We start from the raw sequence: 19627 nt of genomic DNA, 5'->3' as shown, positions 1-19627 counted from the left end.
GAGGACGTTCCGCAATCTCACGACGTGAGACCGGTGTGCGCCGCGAGGAACGCCAGCTGGTCGGCGGCCAGCCCCACGGTGCGGCTGACCGCCCGCGCACCGTGACCCACGGACTTCTCGCTGCGCAGCACGACCGGACCCTCGCCGCTGGTCGCGTGCTGGAGGGCGGCGGCGAGCTTGCGGCCGTGCAGGGGGTCGACCCGGGTGTCGGAGTCGAACGTCGTCAACAGCGTCGCCGGGTACGCCGTGCCCTCGCGCACCGCGTGGTAGGGCGAGTACCCCAGGAGCCAGCCGAGCTCGACCGGGTCCTCCGCGGTGCCGTACTCGTCGTTCCAGGTCCGCCCCAGCCCGAACAGCTCGTACCGGACCATGTCGAGCAGCGGCGCGCTGCAGACGACGGCGGCGGCGAGGTCCGGCCGCTGGGTGAGGGTGGCGCCGACCAGCAGCCCGCCGTTGGACCCGCCCATGACGGCCAGCTGGCCGTGCGTCGTCCAGCCCTGCGCCACCAGGTGCTCGCCGGCGGCGGCGAAGTCGTCGAACACGTTCTGCTTGCGCTCGCGCATGCCGGCCCGGTGCCACTCCTCGCCGTGCTCGGAGCCACCTCGCAGGTTGGCCACCACCCACACGCCACCCGCGGCCACCCAGGAGAGGGCCTGTGCCGAGTAGGCCGGCGTGAGGGAGACGTTGAACCCGCCGTAGCCGTAGAGCACCGTCGGCCGCGGGCGGTCCGGGGCGCCCGCGCTGGACAGCACGAACAGGTGCACCGGGGTGCCGTCCTCCGACGTCGCGTGGGTCTCCACGACGGTCAGCTCCGGCACCTCGCCGGCGACCGGTGCCTTCTCCTCCTCCTCCAGCGCCCCGGGGTCGGTGGAGTCCCAGCGCAGCACCGAGGGCGGGGTCGCGTAGTCGGTGTACCCCACCCAGGCGCTCGTACCGCCGGTGTGCGGGGCGCTGACGCCGGAGATGCTGCCCGCGCCGGGGGCCGGGACCTCGGCCAGCCGCCCCGTGCCGTCGGCCGCCCAGACCGACAGCCGGTCGGTGGCGTCGACGGCGTGCACGGCCAGCACCTGCAGGGCGCCGTCCGGACCGTCGACGAGCGCGATGTCGGAGAGGACCGCGTCGTCCTGCTGCGGGATCACGTCGGTCCACGCCTCGGGCGCCCACGTCGACGGGTCGGTGGGCTCGGCGACCGCCAGCCGCCAGCGCGGTGCGTCCCGGTCGCTCATCAGCCAGAGCCGCCCGTCGCGGGCCACCCAGGCGGCGGTCTGCGCATCCGCCCCCACCTGCAGCTCGCGGAGCGCGCCGTCGCCGGCGAGGTCGGCGAGCCACACGTCGTCCCGCGGGGCGGTGCCGGCCGACGCGGAGACGACCAGCCAGCGGCCGTCGGCGCTGGTGCGCACGCCGTAGTAGTTGCTCGGGTCCAGCCCCTCCCCGTGGACCAGCACGTCCTCGGCCGGGTCACCGCCCACCCGGTGGCGCCAGACGCGGCGGTGGAACTGCTCCTCCCCGGCCGGCACCTGGTCCGGTGCCAGCCGGCGGACGTAGAACAGCTCGTCCCCGCCGGGCAGCCAGCCGACAGGGGAGTAGCGGCACCGGTCGACCGGGCCGTCGAGGAGCTCGCCGGTCGCGACGTCGAGGACGTAGAGCGTCGACTCCTCGTCGCCGCCGGTGCTCACCTGGTAGGCCAGCCGGTCGCCCTCCCACGACGGCGACCACGCGTCGAGCGTCGTCGTCCCCGCCGGGTCGAGCCGCATCGGGTCGACCAGCACGCGCACGGTGCCGTCGGGCTCGCGCACCCGGAGGACGGCGTGCTCCTGACCCGGGTCGCGGCGCGTGGAGAATGCCCGCCCGCCGCGCCACACCGGTACCCCGACGGCGCCGGCGTGCACCAGCTGCTCCAGCCGCTCGGCGAAGCGGGCCCGCAGCGGCAGGCCGGAGAGCACCTCGGCGGCGAGCGCGTCCTGCGCCGCCGACCACTCCACGGTGCGCGGGTCCGCCGGGTCCTCCAGCCAGCGGTAGGGGTCGGCCACCCGGTGGCCGTGGAGGTCGTCGACGAGGTCCAGGCGCGGGGCCTCCGGGTAGCGCATTCCCGGCACGCTAGTCGCGGGTGGGGACACCCCGCCGGGGCCGCTCGGGGCCGCCGCGAAATTCCACTGCGCCGACGGGCCTCCCGCGGGTCAGAATGGGCCTGCCCGCGGGTCGCGCAGCACCCGGCGGTCCGGGGCGTCCGGAGGTGATCCGTGCCGCGTTCCGCGCCCGGGTCGTCGACGGCGGGTCACCCAGGCCCGCGTCGCGACCCCGTCCCGCCGCTCGTCCCCCTGCCCTCCCCGGCCACGACCGCGGCCACGCTGCTGCTCAACGCCACGTACGAGCCGCTGTGCGTGGTGTCCAGCCGGCGGGCGATCGTGCTGGTCCTGGCGGCCAAGGCCGAGTCGGTCGACGTCGCACCCGACGTCGTGCACGCCGAGACCGTCAGCCTGCCGGTCCCCGTCGTCGCGCGGCTGACCCGGTACGTCCGGGTGCCCTACCCGGCGGCGGTGCCCCTCTCCCGGCGGGCGGTGTTCACCCGCGACGACCAGACCTGCGTCTACTGCGGGGGCTCGGCCACCAGCATCGACCACGTGGTCCCGCGCAGCCGCGGGGGCACCCACACCTGGGACAACGTGGTGGCCGCCTGCCGCCGGTGCAACCACACCAAGGCCGACCGGTCGCTGGCCGAGCTCGGCTGGAAGCTGCCGCACCCGCCGCGCACCCCCACCGGCGCCGCCTGGCGGCTGCTCGGCGCCCGGACCGTCGACCCGCGCTGGCGGGAGTGGCTGGGCATGCCCGAGAGCGTGAGCGCGTGACGGCAGCAGCTGACGCGCGCCGGCTGTGGGCCCTGGGGGAGCCCATCCACGCGCTCACGTACTTCGCCCGGGAGGTCGTCGACGCCGGTGAGCAGGTGGGCCTGCGCGGCTTCTGGAACGCCTACTTCGCGATGCGCGCCGCGCCGATGGGCGCGGTCGGCACCGAGGTGGTGACGGCGGTCTTCTACAACTTCGCGCCCGCGTTCGTGGCCCGCCGGGTTCCCGGCGTGTGGACGGTCGTCCCTCCGGCCGCGGCGCTGGAGGCCCGGGTCTCCGGAGTCGACGCGGCGGTGCGGCGGGTGCTCGGCGACGACTGGCCGTCCTCGCCGGAAGCCGCCGAGGCGGCCGACCTGGCCGCCATGGCGGCGGCTGCCGTCGACCTGCCCGGTCGTCCCCTCGCCGCGGCCAACACCGCGGTGTCCGTCCCGGACGAGCCGCACCTACGGCTGTGGCAGTCCCTCACCGTCCTGCGGGAGCACCGTGGCGACGGCCACAACGTCGTCCTCGTGCAGCACGAGGTCGACGGGATCGCCGCCCACGTGCTCGCCGCCGCGGCCGGCCGCTCGGACCGCGAGTGGCTGCTGCGCGCCCGCGGCTGGGACGACGCGGCCTGGGACGACGCATCCGCTCGCCTCGCGGGCCGCGGATGGCTGGACCAGGGAGGGCTGACCCCCGAGGGACGGGCGACGGTGGCCGCGATCGAGGCCGACACCGACCGCCTCGCCCTGCGTCCGTGGGAGGCGCTGGGGATGGCCGGGTGCGACCGGCTGGCCGAGCTGCTGGGACCGGTCCGCCGAGCCGTCGTGGCGGCGGGGGAGTGGCCGTCGGGCAACCCGATCGGCGTTCCCGACCCGGAATGACCGGGGACCGCTAGCGTCCGCGGCATGTCACAGCTGCACGATCTGACCGCGCTGGAGCAGGCCGCCGCCGTTGCTGCGAAGGAGGTCAGCCCGACCGAGCTGGTGGAGCACGCGTTGGCGCGCATCGACGCGCACGACGCCGGCCTCGGAGCGTTCATCACGGTCACCCCGGAGCGGGCGCGCGCCCAGGCGGCCCAGGCCGAGGCGCGGGTTCGGTCGGGCGGCGACCTCCCGCCGCTGCTCGGCGTCCCGACCGCGATCAAGGACCTGAACAACACCGCCGGGGTCCGGACGACGTTCGGCTCGGCGGCGCTGGCCGACTTCGTGCCGCAGGTGGACGACGCCGTCGTCACCCGGCTGGCGGCCGCCGGGACCATCAGCGTGGGCAAGACGAACACCCCGGAGTTCGGCTTCCCCTGCTACACCGACAACCAGCTGGTGGGACCGGCCCGGTGCCCCTGGGACCCCTCGCGGCTGGCCGGTGGCTCGAGCGGGGGTGCCGGCGTGGCCGTCGCCGCCGGGTTCGTCCCGTTCGCGCAGGGCAGCGACGGCGGCGGCTCGGTGCGCATCCCGGCCAGCATCAACGGGCTCTTCGGGATCAAGCCCACGCGCGGGCGGATCAGCAACGCCCCCTACGGCAGCGAGGTCACCGGCCTGGGCACCGCCGGACCCCTCGCGCGGACCGTGCGCGACGCCGCCGCGATGCTCGACGCGATGGCCGGCCCGGAGATCGGCGACCCGTTCTGGGCGCCGCCGCTCCCGCCGGGGGAGACCTTCCTCGGCCACGCCGACCGCGAGCCCGGCCGGCTGCGGATCGGGCGCTACACCGAGTCGGCCATGCCGGGCACGGAGCTCGAACCGGAGGTCGCCGCCGCGTTCGACGACGCGGGCCGGTTGCTCGAGAGCCTCGGGCACGACGTGGAGGACGTGCCGCACGGGCTGCTCGACCCCGCGGTGCTGCCCTCGTTCGAGCGGGTCTGGGCGCTGAGCGCGACCACCCTGCCCGTGCCCGCCGACCGGGTCGACCTGCTCCAGCCGCTGACCCGCTGGATGCGGGACCGGGGCCTGGCGCTCTCGGCCCGCGACGCGATGGAGGCCATGTTCGCCCTCCGGGTCTTCTCCCGGAACTTCATCCGGGCGACCGCGGGTTTCGACGTGCTGCTGGCGCCCGTGCTCACGATGACCCCTCGCCCGGTCGGCTGGTTCACGGAGGACGGCGAGGGCGGCCCCGACTTCGAGCGGCAGAAGCGGTACGCCGCGTTCACCGCTCTGTTCAACGTCACCGGGCAGCCGGCGGTCAGCGTTCCGCTGCACTGGACCGACGACGACCTGCCGGTCGGGACCATGCTCGTCGGGCGCCCCGCGGACGAGGCCACGCTGATCGCGCTGTCGGCGCAGCTGGAGGCCGCGCGCCCGTGGGCGGCGCGACGCCCCGCCGTCTGGGCGGCGAGCCGGTGAACAGGGCGCGCCACCGGTAAGTTGTCGGGCGTGAACACCGCCGAAGCCATCCTCGTGTTCGCGGGCATCCCGCTGGCCATCGTCGTCGTCCTCGCGCTGCTGACCCTGAAGCCCGGCGCCAACCGGCGGCCGCGCTACAAGCCGGGCCAGGCCTGGGACCACGCGCCGATCTGGTTCGAGCCGCACCCCGCGCACGCCCCGGCCGCCGGCCACGGCGGCGAGACCCAGGCGATCGGCTCCTCGGTCTACGGCGAGCGGCACGGCGGCGACGCCGCGGCCACCCACGCCGTGAGCGGCGGCCAGTCGCACGGCGGGGGCGCCAGCACCGCGCACGCCGCCCAGCCCGCCGGCCCGCTCGGCGGCGCCCGCGGCACCTGGTGACGGTGCCCCGGTGACCCCTTCCGACGTCCTGACGAACACCCCCGGAGACCGGCGATGACCCGCGCCCTCGAAGTTGACTCGCACGACACCGCCACGGCCACGACCGGCGCCGCTCGCACCGACGAGGGCAGCCGGCTCGACGAGGTGTTCAGCTACAAGGAGCTGGCCCGCCTCGACGAGGCGCTGACCATGTCCTCGCGCGAGACGGGCCTGCGCTTCACCCTGTACGTGGGTGAGCTGCGGACCCCCACCCGGACCGCCGCCGAGGAGCTGCACGCCCGCTCCGGCGTCCACCCGTCCGACTCGGTGCTGATCGCGGTCTCGCCCGGTCAGCGCGTGGTCGAGGTCGTCACCGGGGCCGGTGCCGGCCGCCGGCTGCCCGACCGTGCCTGCGCTCTCGCGGTGCTGTCCATGACCAGCTCCTTCGCCAACGGCGACCTGGTCGGCGGTGTGGTCAACGGCCTGCGCCAGCTCTCCGACCAGGCCGGTCACCCGGCGTCCCTGCGCCACTGACGAACGACCCCGCTGGTCGTCCAGCGGGGCCGGGAACGACGAAGGCGCCGCACCCCTCGGGTGCGGCGCCTTCGTCGTTCGTGCGTGCTACGCCGTGGCGTGCCCGGCGTCGGCGTCCCGCTCGCGGGCGCGCAGCGCCCGGGCGATGCCGTCGCGACCCTCGAACACCAGCCGGCGCAGCGCCGGCGGCTGCTCGGCGTCGGAGAGCCAGGCGTCCGCGGCCACGATCGTGCGCGGCTCCACGACGGGCGGGAACAGGTACTGGACGGCGTTCTTCGCGATCTCGCCCGGGCGCCGGTCCCACAGCGGCCGGATGTCGGCGAAGTAGCGGTCGACGTACCCCGCGGTGAGCTCCCGCTGGGCGTGGTGCCAGAAGCCCTGGAGCATCGCCTCGTGGACGGCGTTCGGGATCGTCTCGTCGGTGAAGGCCCGCTGCCAGGTCTCCTCCTTGGACTCCGCGGGCGGCCGCAGCGCCCGGGCGGTGGCGGCCCGCCGGATGCCCGTGGCTGTGGCGTCCCGCTCGGCCTCGGCGTCGATCTCGGCGTCGCCCGCCGCGCCGATGGCGACCAGCCCGTGCAGGAACGCCCAGCGCGCGTCGGCGTCGACGGTCAGCCCCTCGTAGCTGCGCGACCCGTCGAGCAGGCCCCGCAGCGCCGCGGCGTGCTCGTCGCTGCGGGCCGCCGTGGCCAGGGTTCGCGACCACAGCAGCTGCTGGTCGCTCCCGGCCGGCGCGGCCTCCAGGGCCGCCAGCGCGTGGTCGGCGAGCTGGGCCCAGCCGGTCGGCGCCCACGTCGGGTCGGCGAAGGAGGACAGCGCCGTCTGGACCCGGGCCAGCAGCGACTGGATGACGCTGCTCTCGGTCTCCGCGCCGATCCCCGCCAGCACCAGCTGCACCCACTCGCGGGCCGGCAGCTCGGCGTCCCGGGTCATGTCCCAGGCGGCCGACCAGCACAGCGCGCGGGCCAGCGGGTCGGGGATGGCCCCGATGCGGGTGCGCAGGGTGGCCAGCGAGCGCTCGTCGAGGCGCAGCTTGGCGTAGGTCAGGTCGTCGTCGTTGACCAGGACGAGGTCGGCCGCCGGGTGGCCGACGAGCTCGGCGACCTCGGTGCGGGCTCCGGCGACGTCCAGCTCCACCCGGTGCGTGCGGGTCAGACCGTCGGGGCCCTCGCTGTAGAGGCCCACGGCCAGCCGGTGGTTGCGCAGCACCGGGTGCTCGGCGACGGCGGTCTGCTCGATCGCGAAGCTCGCGTAGCGGCCGTCGTCCGTCAGCTCGGAGACCGGGCGCAGCGTGTTCACCTGGCTGGTGCGCAGCCACTGGTCGGCCCACTCCGACAGGTCACGGCCCGAGCTCTCCGACAACGGGCCGAGCAGGTCGGCCAGCGTGGTGTTGCCGTACTCGTGCTTGCGGAAGTAGCGGCGCACCCCGGCGAGGAACTCGTCGCGGCCCACGTAGGCGACCAGCTGCTTGAGCACCGAGGCGCCCTTGGCGTAGGTGATGCCGTCGAAGTTGACCTCGACGGCGGCGACGTCGGGGATGTCGGCGGCGATCGGGTGGGTCGAGGGCAGCTGGTCCTGCGCCTGCGCCCACGCCTTCTCCGTGTTGGCGAAGGTGGTCCAGGCGGTCGTGTACTCGGTCGCCTCGGCCTGGCACAGGGTGCTGATGTAGGTGGCGAAGGACTCGTTGAGCCACAGGTCGTCCCACCAGCGCATGGTCACCAGGTCGCCGAACCACATGTGGCCCAGCTCGTGCAGGATCGTCTCGGCGCGGCGCTCGTAGCGGGCCCGGCTCACCTTGGAGCGGAAGACGTAGTCCTCCAGGAAGGTCACCGCGCCGGCGTTCTCCATGGCCCCGGCGTTGAACTCGGGGACGAAGAGCTGGTCGTACTTGTCGAACGGGTACGGGTAGTCGAACACCCGGTGGTAGAAGTCGAAGCCCTGCTTGGTGACCCGGAAGATCTCCTCCGGGTCGAGGAACTCCGCCAGCGAGGCGCGGCAGTAGATGCCCAGCGGGATGCCCTCGTGCAGGTCGGTGACCCGCGCGTACGGGCCGGCGATCAACGCCACCAGGTAGGTGGAGATGCGCTTCGTGGGCGCGAAGTGCGCCAGCTGCGATCCGCCGTCGCCGGCCTCGATGGTGCGGTCCCCGGAGTTCGAGATGACCTGCCAGTCGAACGGCGCGGTGACGTGCAGGGTGAACGTCGCCTTGAGGTCCGGCTGGTCGAAGCAGGTGAACATGCGCTTGGCGTCGGCCGGCTCGAACTGGGTGTAGAGGTACACCTGGCCGTCGACCGGGTCGAGGAAGCGGTGCAGGCCCTCGCCGCTGTTGGAGTAGCGGCAGTCCGCCGTCACCACGAGCGTGTTCTTCTCCGCCAGCCCGGGCAGCGGCAGGCCGCCGTCCTCGGTGTAGGTGCTGACGTCGAGCTCGGTGCCGTTGAGCGTCGCCGACAGCACGTTCTCGGCGACGAGGTCGATGAAGGTGTCCGCCCCGGCCGTGCGGCTGGTGAACTCCACCGTCGTCGTGGACCGGAAGGTGTGCTCACCCGGGCGCCCGGCGCCGTCGGTCACGTCGAGGGAGATGTCGTAGCTCTGGACGGCGAGCAGCTCCGCGCGGGCGGCGGCATCGGTGCGGGTCAGGTTGGGTACGGCCACTCCGGCAGCTTTTCATGCGGGCACTGCGCCCCGCCCGGCGCACGGGAACAACCACCGCGCGGCCTGACTTGCCAGCCACCAGACGGCGCCGGGCGCTCCACTGCCCGGCCACGGAACGAGGAGTACGGATGACCGAGGCAGTGCAGAGCGCGCCGGTGAAGGCCCGCGTCGACTTCTGGTTCGACCCGCTGTGCCCGTGGGCCTGGCTGACCAGCCGCTGGGTGCTCGAGGCGGCCAAGGTGCGCGACATCGACCTGCACTGGCACGTCATGTCGCTGGCGGTGCTCAACCGGGGGCGCGACCTGCCGGAGGAGTACCAGGAGATGATGAAGAAGGCGATCGGCCCGGTGCGGGTCGCCATCGCCGCCGCCCAGCAGCACGGCGACGAGGTGCTCGGCGACCTCTACACCGCCATGGGCACGCTGCGGCACCACGAGGAGCGGGAGCTCGACGAGCTGATCGCGCCGGCGCTGGAGCGCGTGGGCCTCCCGGCGTCGCTGGCCGAGGCCGCGGAGTCCACGGAGTACGACGAGGCGCTGGAGAAGAGCCACCACGCGGGCATGGACCCCGTCGGTGACGACGTCGGCACCCCGGTCATGCACATCGACGGCGTCGCGTTCTTCGGTCCGGTCATCAGCAAGGTGCCCACGGGCGAGGACGCCGGCAAGGCCTTCGACGGCGCCGTCCTGCTGGCCAACCTGCCGGATTTCTGGGAGCTCAAGCGCACCCGCACGTCCGGCCCCGACATGAGCTCGGTGCCCGCCGACGCCCTGGAGCTCACCCGCTCCCGCTGACCAGCGGGCAGATAGTGCACGAACCGCCCGGGCAGAAAGTGCACGAAACGCCCCGGTGGGGCGCGGTCGGGGGGTGCGGCATGCTTCGGGCGTGCCGCACCCCACTCGTCAGCGCATCTTCATCTCCGGCGCCAGCGCGGGCCTCGGCGAGGGCATGGCCCGCCGGTTCGCCGCCATGGGCCGCGACCTGGCCCTCTGCGCCCGTCGGGTCGACCGGCTGGAGGCCCTGCGCGAGGAACTGCTCGCCGCGCACCCGGGGATCCGGGTCGAGGTCGCCGCGATGGACGTCGACGACCCGCGATCGGTCGCCGCGGCCTTCCGCGAGCTGGCCGACCGGCTCGGCGGGCTGGACCGGGTGATCGTCAACGCCGGCATCGGCCGGGGCGCCTCGGTCGGCACCGGGGAGAGCGAGGCCAACCGCGCCATCCTGGTCACCAACGTGCTCGGCTCGCACGCGCAGTGCGAGGCGGCCATGGAGCTGTTCCGCGCCCAGGGGATGGGGCACCTGGTGCTGATCTCCTCGGTGGCCTCGGTCCGGGGTATGCCCGGCTCGCGCACGGCGTACGGGGCGAGCAAGGCGGCGCTCAACTCGCTGGCCGAGGGGATGCGCTCCGACGTCCACGGCTCGCAGATCGTCGTCTCGGCGATCCTGCCCGGCTACATCGAGACGGCCATCAACGAGGGCCGCCGTGGCCCGCTCGCCGTGGGGTTGGACAAGGGTGTGCGGGCGCTCACCGAGGTCATCGAGCGGGAGCCGGTGCGTGGGTACGTCCCCGAGTTCCCGTGGCGCCCCGTGGCCGGGCTGCTCCGGGTGCTGCCGCTGTCGGTGGTCCGGCGCCTGACCGGCTCCTAGAAGGAGATCCGCATCCGGCGGCCGCGCGCGTCGCGGATGTCGTCACCGACGCACTCGGCCGTCGCGGTGGCGATCCGCCGGGCCGACCACGCCGCGGCGCACGCATCGAGCGCGTCGACGGCGGGCAGCCGCGGTGGGGCCTCGGCCAGGGCACGGTCGACGTCCATCACGGGGCGCAGCGCCGCCAGCCGCTGGGCCAGGCCGCGGGCGGTCACCTTCGGGTCGCGGACGCGCTCGTCCAGCGCCCGGAAGGCGAGCTCGGGGTGGACCTCGTGCACCCGCGGGTCGGGCGGGTCGCCGAGCGCGTCGTCCAGCGAGCGGATCGAGGGCACGAGGAACCAGGTCTGCTTCGACAGCGCCCTGCCCGACGCCGCGACCGAGACCCGGCACGCCTCGGCGTAGTCGGCGGCGGCCAGCACCGGGCGCAGGGGAGCGGGGAACACCGAGCTGCCCGCGCGGCCGAGCAGTCGCCGAGCTTCCACGTCGCAGGTCCGTGAGCCGTTCTCGGACAGCCCGATCGGCATGTCGACGGCGACCGCCTCGATGCCCGGCAGCGCGAGCGCGGCAGCGGCGTCGGCGAGCGCCAGCAGGGTCACCTCGCCGTCGTCCAGCAGGGCGCCGGCCCAGGCGCCCCGCCAGCCGTCCAGCCCCAGCACCGCCACGGAGGCGAGCCTGACAGACTCGCCGGCATGCGCGTCTTCATCGGTACCGACCACGCGGGCCTGGAGTTCAAGGAGCACCTGAAGCAGGTGCTCACCGACGCCGGGTACGAGCCGGTCGACTGCGGCGCGTTCGAGTACGACGCGCAGGACGACTACCCGCCCTTCTGCTTCGAGGTGGGGGAGCGGACCGTCGCCGAGCCCGGCTCGCTCGGCGTCGTCATCGGCGGCTCGGGCAACGGCGAGCAGATGGCCGCCAACAAGGTGCCCGGCGTACGTGCCGCGCTGGTGTGGAACACCGCCACCGCGCAGCTGGCCCGCGAGCACAACAACGCCAACGTCGTCTCCATCGGTGCCCGCCAGCACAGCGACGACGAGGCCGCAGCCCTGGTCCTGGAGTTCCTGAGGACGCCGTTCAGCGAGGACGAGCGGCACGTGCGCCGGATCGGCCTGATCTCCAACTACGAGCGCGACCGGCACCGCCCGGCCGGTGGTTTGCCCACCCGCACCGACCACCCCTGACCGCTCAGAAGCCCTCGGGGCACCACGGGGTCACCGGCCAGCCGAACGCCGTGCTGGCCAGCGTCACAGCGCCGGGGCTCACCTCGGTGACCCGGCCGGCCGCCTGCAGCGTGGCCAGCGACACCCCGCCCAGGTAGGCCGACGACAGCGCCTCGATGTCCAGGACCAGGTCGGGGTCACGGTCGGTCGTGCCGCAGTACCCGCCCGCGGGGTGTCCGGAGAGCCGCCAGCGCCCGTCGTTCCAGGGGCAGAACGGGTCGCGGACCTCGAGGACCAGGTCGATCGGCGCCGGGTAGCGCCGGGCCGCCAGCGCGCGGCCGACGTCGACCAACCGCACCCACAGCGCGTCGGAGGGGCGGGCGTTGAGCGCACGTGAGTCGGCCAGCAGGTGGCGCAGCGGGTCGTCGGGCGAGGCGTCGGAAACCTCGATGGTCCGCATCAGGTCGTGCGAGAGCAGGAACTGCCAGAGCGACGCGTAGGCCGCCGGGGTGGTGGCCCGCACGTCGGTGACCGTGAGCACCCCGGTGGGCTCGCCGGCGTCGCTCCACCCCTCCTTCATCCGGTACACGGCATATCCGGTGACCGAACCGTCGGTCTCGGTGTGCAGCGCGAAGTTCAGCGCGGTCGCGCCGTGCCGCTGCTCGGGGTCGTCGACCAGCGCGCGGGTCCACCAGCGCTCGTCGCGGGCGGTGTTGCCGGGCACGAAGCGGCGGACGGACTCGTGCACGGCCGCGGCCGGACCACGGAACGCGTCCTCCTCGACCAGCCGCACCCGCCCGCTGCCGGTGTCGACGTCGTCGCGCAGCCGCAGCCGCTCGAGCTGCCCGGTCCAGCCACCGCGCCAGGTCGCCGGCCCGTAGCCGAACCGGCCGTAGATCGAGGCCTCCGCCGCCCACAGGGCCGCGACCGGCTCGCGCTCCTGCTCGTGCAGCTCGGTCAGCTGCCGCCGCATGACGGCGGTCAGGATGCCGCGCCGGCGGTGCGTGGGGGAGACGGTCACCCAGGTCACCCCGGCCATCGGGACGACGGCGCCCGGCACGGTCAGCTGCATGCTGTAGATCCCCGAGGTCGCGACCACCCGGCCGTCCTCGACGATGCCGAGCGAGCGGTCCAGCTCGGCCACGGGGGACGGGGTCTCCTGGTACGGACCCGAGGGTGCGTGGCCGAACACCGAGCTCATCGCCCGGGTGACGGCCGGCCACTCGTCGGTGGTGAACGGGCGGAGGGAGGAGGAGACGTCGTCGGCCACGCGGTCTGTCTACCTGCCGGTGCCGACGCGCCGCGAACCGATATCGCTCGGCCGCTCAGGGTGGCCAGCACCCGAGGGTGCTGGTCCTCGTCCGGGGCCGGCCCGAGCCCGCACACCTCCGTCTCGCGCGGCGTCAACCGGCGGACCGCTCCCTCGCTAGGGTCGGGGGCTCGCCCCGCCCCCGACGGATCGGAGACCGCCCGTGCGCCCCCGCACGCTGCCGCTCGTGGTCGCCACGGGCCTGCTCGCCGCGTGCACGGGAGCGCAGGACGAGGCGGAGGCGAGGGCGGCGACGGTCGCGCTGTCGACGCCCGACGAGCGGTTGACCGTCGTCCCCGGGAGCGGCCCTGCCGCGTCGGTGGGTGCGAGCCGAGCCCTGTTCGAGCGGTCCGACGTCGCCGTCGTGGCGGAGGCGGACGACCGCGCCGCGACCCTGCTGGGCGCCTCGGCCGCCGTCGGGCTGGGGGTGCCGCTGCTCGTCACCGACGGGTCGCCGGTGGTCGGCGAGGAGCTGGAGCGGCTCGCCGTCACGGACGTGCTCGCTGTGGGAGAGGTGGAGCTGCCCTCCGGAGGTCCCGCAGTCGTGGCCGTGCCCGCCGTCCCCGACGCGGTGGAGAAGGCGGCCGGGCTGGAGTTCTCGGGCGCGGACGACGTCGCGGGCGGCGGGGACGCCGCGGCGGTGGCGGGGCTGGTCGGCGATCGAGTGACCGCGTTGCGCGCGGAGGGCGAGACGCCGTCCGGCACGGCGGGGGAGCGCTCGCTGCCTCGCGTGGACCGCTCCGAACCGGTGGACGACGTCGTCGTGCTGGCCACCGGGGAGTCGGTCGCCGGCATCGCCACGGCCCGGGCCGCCGGCGCCCGGGTGGTGGTCACCGGCGGGACCGACCCGCGGGCGTCGGCCGACGTCGTCAGCGCGCTCGCGGAGGACCCGGAGGCCGCTGTCATCGCGCTCGGCGCCGGCTTCGCCACGGAGGACGGGCTGGACTGGAAGGTGCGGACGGCGGCGACGGGGGAGGAGCTGCCCGGCGGCGGTCAGCTGCTCTTCCCCGGCCGCCTGCTGGTGGCGCTCTACGGCCACCCCGGGACGTCCTCTCTCGGACTGCTCGGCGAGCAGGACCTGGCCGGTTCGATCACGCGGGCGCGCGAGCAGGCCGCACCGTACGAGGACGTCGTCGACACGACGGTGGTGCCGACGTTCGAGCTGATCGCGACCGTGGCCTCCTCGGCTCCCGGCGAGGACGGGGACTACTCGTCCGAGGCGCCGGTCGAGCAGCTGCGGCCGTGGGTGGAGGCCGCGGGCCGGGAGGGCGTGTACGTCGTCCTGGACCTGCAGCCCGGGCGCACCGACTTCCTCACCCAGGCGAAGCGGTACGAGGAGCTGCTGGCGCTCCCGCACGTGGGGCTGGCGCTGGACCCGGAGTGGCGGCTGCGCCCCGACGGGGAGCACCTCAGCGAGATCGGGCAGGTCGGCGTGGACGAGGTGAACCAGGTGGTCACCTGGCTGGCCGACCTCACCCAGGAGAACGCGCTGCCGCAGAAGCTGCTCGTGCTGCACCAGTTCCAGCTGCGGATGGTGACCGGTCGCGAGCGGCTGGACCTGACCCGCGACGAGCTGGCGGTGATGGTGCACGCCGACGGTCAGGGGGCGACCGGCGCCAAGCTCGGCACGTGGGCGGCGCTGCGGGCCGGGGCCCAGCCGGAGCTCGCCTGGGGGTGGAAGAACTTCATCGACGAGGACGAGCCGATGCTCTCGCCGGCCGAGACCATCGCCCGGGTCTCGCCGACACCGCAGCTGATCAGCTACCAGTAGCCGCCGACCCCTCCCGTTCCGTCGGTGGCCTGTGGTCTGCTGGTCGCCTCATCGATCCGGAGGTGGTTCCCGTGACCAGCGTCGCCCTCGGCCCGGCCGAACAGCTCGATCCGCGGCTGCTCGAGCACCGCCGCGAGCTGACCGGCTACTGCTACCGGATGCTGGGCTCGATCTTCGACGCCGAGGACGCGGTGCAGGAGACGATGGTGCGCGCATGGCGGGGGATCGCCGACTTCGAGGGCCGGTCCGCGCTGCGGTCGTGGCTCTACCGGATCGCCACCAACGTCTGCCTCGACCAGCTCAACGGCCGGCAGCGGCGGGCCCTGCCGATGGACCTCTCCGGGTCGCCGTACCCGCCGGTGGAGGCGTCGTTGGCCGGGCGGCTGCCCGCGTCGGCGTGGGTGGAGCCGGTGCTGGACCGGCAGGTCATCCCCGAGGACGGCGACCCGGCCGAGCAGGCGGTCGCCAAGGAGTCGGTGCGGCTGGCCTTCGTGGCCGCGCTGCAGCACCTGCCGCCCCGGCAGCGGGCGGTGCTGATCCTCCGCGAGGTGCTGCGCTGGAAGGCCGAGGAGGTCGCCCAGCTGCTCGACACCACGGTGGCCTCGGTGAACAGCGCCCTGCAGCGGGCCCGCGCGACGATGGCCGACCTCGACGGGCGGCCGGCGCCGAGGTCGCTGGACTCCGACGACCGGGCACTGCTGGAGCGGTACCTGGACGCCTTCGAGCGCTACGACATCGACGCGTTCGTGCAGCTGCTGCACGAGGACGCCACGCAGCACATGCCGCCGTTCGAGATGTGGCTCAAGGGGCGGGAGGACATCGGCACCTGGATGCTCGGCCCGGGCGCGGGGTGCAAGAACTCCAAGCTCATCCCCACCTCGGCGAACGGCACGCCGGCGGTGGCGCAGTACCGGCCCGCGGAGGGCGGTGGCCACGTGCCGTGGGGGTTGCACGTGCTGGAGATGGAAGGCGGCCGGATCGCCCACATCTCCAGCTTCCTGAACCTCGACTGCGAGCTGTTCGCGGCTCTCGGCCTCCCGACGTCGCTGTAGCCGGGGGCTCCCATCGCGCGCCCGGACCGGGTTCGTGCCCCCGCGCCGCGGGGTGAACGACGGCGTCACGGCCGACCGTGGCGGTTCACGGCCGTGGTGTCCTGCGTCGGCGGGTGGACGGCCGGACCGCTCACGCCGCAGTGCACGCACCGCTCGAGCGGGACCCGCGCAATCGCGGCCGGCGCCACCTCGCTCAGGGGGCGCCGCACGAAGACGGCCGACACGAGGCCGCCCGCGGCGAGCAGCGCCGCGAGGATCAGCACCGCCGTGCGGAAGCCGGCAGCGAACGCCGTCGGATCGGTGTAGTCCTCCCCGCCCAGCCCGGCGGCGACCGGCACGACCGCCACCGCCAGCAGCCCGGCGGCCCGCGCGACGGCGTTGTTCACGCCCGAGGCCACTCCGGCGTACCGGTCGGCGGCGGAGGCCAGCACGGTCGCGGTCAGCGGGGCGACCAGCAGGGTGAGCCCCGCACCGAACAGGGTGACGGCGGGCAGCACGTCGCCCAGGTAGCCGGCGCCCGGGCCGATCCGCAGCATCAGCAACACCCCGCCGGCGGCCACCCAGGGGCCCGCGGTGAGCAGCGGCCGGGGCCCGATCCGCTGGGCCAGCGCCCCGACCCGGGCCGAGAAGACGAGCATCAGCGCCGTGACCGGCAGCAGGGCGGTGCCGGCCAGCAGGGGGCTGAACCCCGAGACCACCTGGAGCTGCAGCACCAGCAGCACGAACAGCGCGCCCAGGGCGGCGTAGACGAACAGCGTGGTGGCGTTGGCGGCGGTGAACTGCCGATCGGCGAACAGCGCGGGCGGGACCAGCGGGTGCCGCGACCGCCGCTCCACCGCGGCGAAGGCGGTCAGGGCGAGCGCGCCGGCCGCGACGCTCAGCCACACCGCAGGTCCGCCGCCCTGCTCGCCGGCGGCGGTGAGGGCGTGGGTGACCGCGCCGAGCCCGACGGCGACGAGCACCGTGCCGGCCCAGTCCAGCCGGGGCGGGGCCGCCGGGTCCCGGGACTCCGGGACGTGCCGGGCCGCGACGGCGACGACCAGGGCGGCCAGCGGCAGGTTCACCAGGAACACGGCCCGCCAGCTCCACTCCACCAACCAGCCGCCGGCGAAGGGCCCGACGGCGGCGGCGACACCGGAGAGCCCGGACCACGCGCCGATCGCCGCGGCCCGGTCGGGACCGGAGAAGGACGCCGAGATGATCGCCAGGCTGCCGGGGGTGAGCAGTGCCCCGCCGACTCCCTGGAGGGCGCGGGCCGCCGCCAGGGTGCCGATGTCGGGGGCCAGGCCGCACAGCGCGGAGGCCGCAGCGAACCAGCACACGCCCACGACGAAGACCCGGCGGCGACCGAACCGGTCGCTCAGCGATCCGCCCAGCAGGATCAGCGCGGCGAGTGTCAGCGTGTAGGCGTTGACCGTCCACTGCAGACCGGAGAAGTCCGCGTCGAGGTCGGCGCCGATCCGCTCCAGGGCGACGTTGACGACCGTCGCGTCCAGCATGGCGATGCCGGAGCCGAGGACGGTGGCCAGCAGGACCCAGCGCCCCTGAGCCGTCCCCATGCGCAGCCCGGCGGGAGGTCCCGTCATGCCCGTACCTCCTCGGCCGGCTGCCGTCAGCATCGCCGTGCCGCCGACGGCGGTCAACGTGAGCCCCCGCCTACGGTGGGCTGGTGCGCGTCGTGTCACTGCTGCCGTCGGCCACCGAGATCGTCTACGCGCTGGGGCTGGCCGACCAGCTGGTCGGCGTCACCTTCGAGTGCGACGAGCCCCCTGCCGCCCGCCGCGACAAGGCGATCGTCGTCGGCGGCGCCGACACCTCGGGGATGACCCCGGCGGAGATCGACGCCTCCGTCCGTAGCCGGCTCGCGGCGGGGGAGGACCTCTACACGCTGCACGCCGGCGCGCTGGCGGCACTGGACCCCGACGTGATCCTCACCCAGGACCTCTGCCGCGTCTGCGCGCTCCCGTCGGGTCAGGTCGACCAGGCGCTGACCCACCTCGGCTGCCGGGCCGACGTCGTCGCGCTGGACCCGTACACGCTGGACGAGGTGCTCGCGACGATCAGGACGGTCGGCGACCGCATGGGCGTGCCGGAGCGGGCGGACGCCGTGGTGCGATGGCTCCGCGAACGGCTCGCGACGGTCGCGGCCCGCGTGGCCGACCGACCACGGCCGCGGGTGGCCGTGGTCGAGTGGGTCGACCCACCCTTCCCCGCCGCCCACTGGGTGCCCGACCAGGTGGCCGCTGCCGGCGGGGAACCCGTGGCCTGCCGGCCGGGGCAGCGCTCGGTACCGGTCGACTGGAGCTTCTTCGCCGCCGCCGATCCCGAGGTCGTCGTGGTCGCGCCGTGCGGATTCGGCCTAGAGGGGGCCGTGGCGCAGGCCGCCACGGTCGCGGCGGCACTTCCGGGCCGACCGGTCTGGGCCGTCGACGGCGACGCCGTCATCGTCCGGCCCGGTCCCCGTCTGGTGGACGGCGTCGAGATGCTGGCGGCGCTGCTGCACCCGGCTCCCGACGTCGAGCCGCCCTCGCTGGCGGTCCGGGTGGCCTGATCGGGGCGGTCGGGCAGGCCACCGTGGGCTCGTGGAGCGGGTGACCGGGATCGAACCGGCATGGCCAGCTTGGAAGGCTTGGGACTCCGAGTGTCATCGTCGCTGGTCAGACGCGGGGAGGGCAAACCTCGTGCCTTTGGTGTGCCTCAACGTCGCCTGGAGGCGGCCGGAGAAAGGGGTGGAGAGGGGGCTCCCCGGCCTCACGTAGCTAGTGGTTGCTGCCTGACCGCGTGCGGACGGCGACCGAGGGTTGGATGTCCGCGTGAGCTTGACCGCGTGAGTCATCAGCTCTGCGTCGGGTCCTCGGCCGGATTGGGGAAGTCGTAGGTGGGCTTGGGATTCCGGCCCTCGGACGCTACTGGAGCGTTGACGATCATCTCACCGGCGTCCTCGAACACCAGGATTACCGGGATGGACTGCGACGAGCGCAACGAGCGCTTGAGGTCGATCAGCGTGATCCTCGGAGCCCCCTCGGCTCCGACGTAGACGTTGTCGTTCTGTTGAACGCGAATCGCACCCGGCTCACCATCGACGAGGAGCTGGGCGTTGGCGAAATCCGGCCCGCGGACGTCGAGCAGGTCGTCGTCGGTGTTCCCGGTGTTGGCGATGCCGAGGAACAGGTTGGCGTCCTCGCCCTCCTCGTACACGCCGTCGAGGGGGTACTCGAGCTGCACCTGCAGGATCGACAGGTCTTCGGTGATCATGCGGTCCGGTCCCACGGCGCCACCGGGGACTTCCTTGCCTTCGTCGGCGTCCGGGTTGTCCTGACTACAGCCTGTCAAGGCCATTGACGTTATGAGTGCAATGAGGGCGAGTGGCTTCCTCAACGTCGCATTTCGGTCCTTCCGTTGGTGGATGGGATGAGCGGGAGGTACCCGCCGCCCCATCCGGGACGCCAACTGTTGTCGTTTTGCAACATTCGCCGCTCGTGCGAGAAAAGCTCGGGATGGGGGATCCCACTTCCGGCTTGTTCTCTTGGCAGATGACGACGTGGTCGTCCTCGAAGGCGGTGCGCACGTCTGCGACCGTGGCGGTCGCGGGCAGTGTCTTGGGTCCGGTGATCATGACGTGCGCGACCGCGGGCGGAGGCGGGTCGGGCTGCGGGGACACCATGGCCTTCCGCTCCTGTCGGACGACGTGCCGGCGGCGCGACGCGGTCGCGCCGTTCGGCGCTGACTAATCGTTGCCGTGTGAGATCTGTCGATTCGTCGTTCCATGGTCGGGACGGCGGCTCGCCTGGTCCCGTCCAGACGAGGAGGGAGGGCGAGATGTCGACGGCACAGAGTCTCGCCGGAGCGCTAGTTGTCGTGACTACGGACGTTGTTGACAGTCGGCGTGGTGGCTTGATCACGAAGGAGACCTCCGGAAGGAGTGGCGATGTCTGACGTCCCCACTCCCGACCGGAGGTCTCTATGGCTCACGCTAATGCC

The 19627-nt window shown here is 74.1% G+C and carries 17 protein-coding genes; 11 read left to right on the top strand and 6 right to left on the bottom strand.

The window, feature by feature from the left end; all coding sequences use genetic code 11:
* Positions 1-17: 17 nt before the first annotated feature.
* Complete coding sequence (locus DQ237_RS17250) at positions 18-2087, bottom strand: prolyl oligopeptidase family protein (RefSeq protein WP_113801386.1); 2070 nt, start codon at positions 2085-2087, stop codon at positions 18-20.
* 231 nt (positions 2088-2318) lie between these two features.
* Here DQ237_RS17250 and DQ237_RS17245 point away from each other — a divergent pair, with 231 nt between their 5' ends.
* Genes DQ237_RS17245 through DQ237_RS17225 form a run of 5 tightly spaced genes read left to right on the top strand, consistent with a single transcriptional unit; the run spans position 2319 to position 6058 of the window.
* The gene (locus tag DQ237_RS17245) at positions 2319-2846 is read left to right on the top strand and encodes an HNH endonuclease (RefSeq protein WP_113801445.1); all 528 of its coding nucleotides are present in this window, start codon (positions 2319-2321) and stop codon (positions 2844-2846) included.
* On the top strand, positions 2843-3706 hold the full coding sequence (locus DQ237_RS17240; RefSeq protein ID WP_113801385.1) for a hypothetical protein: 864 nt from the start codon (positions 2843-2845) through the stop codon (positions 3704-3706). The genes DQ237_RS17245 and DQ237_RS17240 overlap by 4 nt, the downstream gene beginning before the upstream one ends.
* 24 nt (positions 3707-3730) lie before the next feature.
* A complete protein-coding gene (locus tag DQ237_RS17235) occupies positions 3731-5164 on the top strand; it encodes an amidase (protein WP_113801384.1) in 1434 nt (477 codons plus the stop codon).
* Positions 5165-5194: 30 nt separating this feature from the next.
* Positions 5195-5545: a hypothetical protein gene (locus DQ237_RS17230; RefSeq protein ID WP_113801383.1), complete on the top strand. Its 351-nt coding sequence runs from the start codon at positions 5195-5197 to the stop codon at positions 5543-5545.
* Positions 5546-5599: 54 nt separating this feature from the next.
* On the top strand, positions 5600-6058 hold the full coding sequence (locus DQ237_RS17225; protein ID WP_113801382.1) for a DUF5130 family protein: 459 nt from the start codon (positions 5600-5602) through the stop codon (positions 6056-6058).
* A gap of 87 nt (positions 6059-6145) precedes the next feature.
* On the opposite strand, the gene pepN is transcribed toward DQ237_RS17225, so the two are convergent.
* Positions 6146-8707, bottom strand: coding sequence for an aminopeptidase N (gene pepN / locus DQ237_RS17220; RefSeq protein ID WP_113801381.1), 2562 nt, complete (start codon positions 8705-8707; stop codon positions 6146-6148).
* 128 nt (positions 8708-8835) lie between these two features.
* Between pepN and DQ237_RS17215 the strand changes: the two genes are divergently transcribed.
* The gene (locus DQ237_RS17215; protein WP_113801380.1) at positions 8836-9501 is read left to right on the top strand and encodes a DsbA family protein; all 666 of its coding nucleotides are present in this window, start codon (positions 8836-8838) and stop codon (positions 9499-9501) included.
* 91 nt (positions 9502-9592) lie between these two features.
* Entirely contained in the window at positions 9593-10354 is a 762-nt protein-coding gene (locus DQ237_RS17210) for an SDR family oxidoreductase (RefSeq protein ID WP_113801379.1), read from the top strand.
* Here the strand turns inward: DQ237_RS17210 and DQ237_RS17205 are convergent.
* Positions 10351-11016 (bottom strand): DUF429 domain-containing protein, encoded by a 666-nt coding sequence (locus DQ237_RS17205; protein ID WP_113801378.1) that lies wholly within the window; start codon positions 11014-11016, stop codon positions 10351-10353. The genes DQ237_RS17210 and DQ237_RS17205 overlap by 4 nt on opposite strands.
* A 27-nt stretch (positions 11017-11043) precedes the next feature.
* Here DQ237_RS17205 and DQ237_RS17200 point away from each other — a divergent pair, with 27 nt between their 5' ends.
* Entirely contained in the window at positions 11044-11535 is a 492-nt protein-coding gene (locus tag DQ237_RS17200) for a ribose-5-phosphate isomerase (protein ID WP_113801377.1), read from the top strand.
* A gap of 4 nt (positions 11536-11539) precedes the next feature.
* Here DQ237_RS17200 and DQ237_RS17195 read toward each other — a convergent pair whose 3' ends face one another.
* Entirely contained in the window at positions 11540-12784 is a 1245-nt protein-coding gene (locus DQ237_RS17195; protein ID WP_113801376.1) for a GNAT family N-acetyltransferase, read from the bottom strand.
* 202 nt (positions 12785-12986) lie between these two features.
* Here DQ237_RS17195 and DQ237_RS17190 point away from each other — a divergent pair, with 202 nt between their 5' ends.
* Both DQ237_RS17190 and DQ237_RS17185 read left to right on the top strand, forming a co-directional pair.
* Positions 12987-14594: a hypothetical protein gene (locus DQ237_RS17190; RefSeq protein WP_113801375.1), complete on the top strand. Its 1608-nt coding sequence runs from the start codon at positions 12987-12989 to the stop codon at positions 14592-14594.
* Positions 14595-14665: 71 nt separating this feature from the next.
* A complete protein-coding gene (locus tag DQ237_RS17185) occupies positions 14666-15646 on the top strand; it encodes a sigma-70 family RNA polymerase sigma factor (protein WP_113801374.1) in 981 nt (326 codons plus the stop codon).
* Positions 15647-15711: 65 nt separating this feature from the next.
* Here DQ237_RS17185 and DQ237_RS17180 read toward each other — a convergent pair whose 3' ends face one another.
* Positions 15712-17232, bottom strand: a complete 1521-nt coding sequence (locus DQ237_RS17180) for an MFS transporter (protein WP_113801373.1) — start codon at positions 17230-17232, stop codon at positions 15712-15714.
* Between the two features lie 83 nt (positions 17233-17315).
* Here DQ237_RS17180 and DQ237_RS17175 point away from each other — a divergent pair, with 83 nt between their 5' ends.
* The gene (locus tag DQ237_RS17175) at positions 17316-18197 is read left to right on the top strand and encodes an ABC transporter substrate-binding protein (protein ID WP_113801372.1); all 882 of its coding nucleotides are present in this window, start codon (positions 17316-17318) and stop codon (positions 18195-18197) included.
* A gap of 284 nt (positions 18198-18481) precedes the next feature.
* On the opposite strand, the gene DQ237_RS17170 is transcribed toward DQ237_RS17175, so the two are convergent.
* Entirely contained in the window at positions 18482-18901 is a 420-nt protein-coding gene (locus DQ237_RS17170; protein ID WP_166509663.1) for a copper chaperone PCu(A)C, read from the bottom strand.
* Positions 18902-19627: the final 726 nt, after the last annotated feature.

The sequence above is a fragment of the Blastococcus sp. TF02-8 genome, from assembly GCF_003319175.1.
GTDB lineage: Bacteria > Actinomycetota > Actinomycetes > Mycobacteriales > Geodermatophilaceae > Blastococcus.
This window is presented reverse-complemented; position numbering and strand designations above follow the sequence as displayed.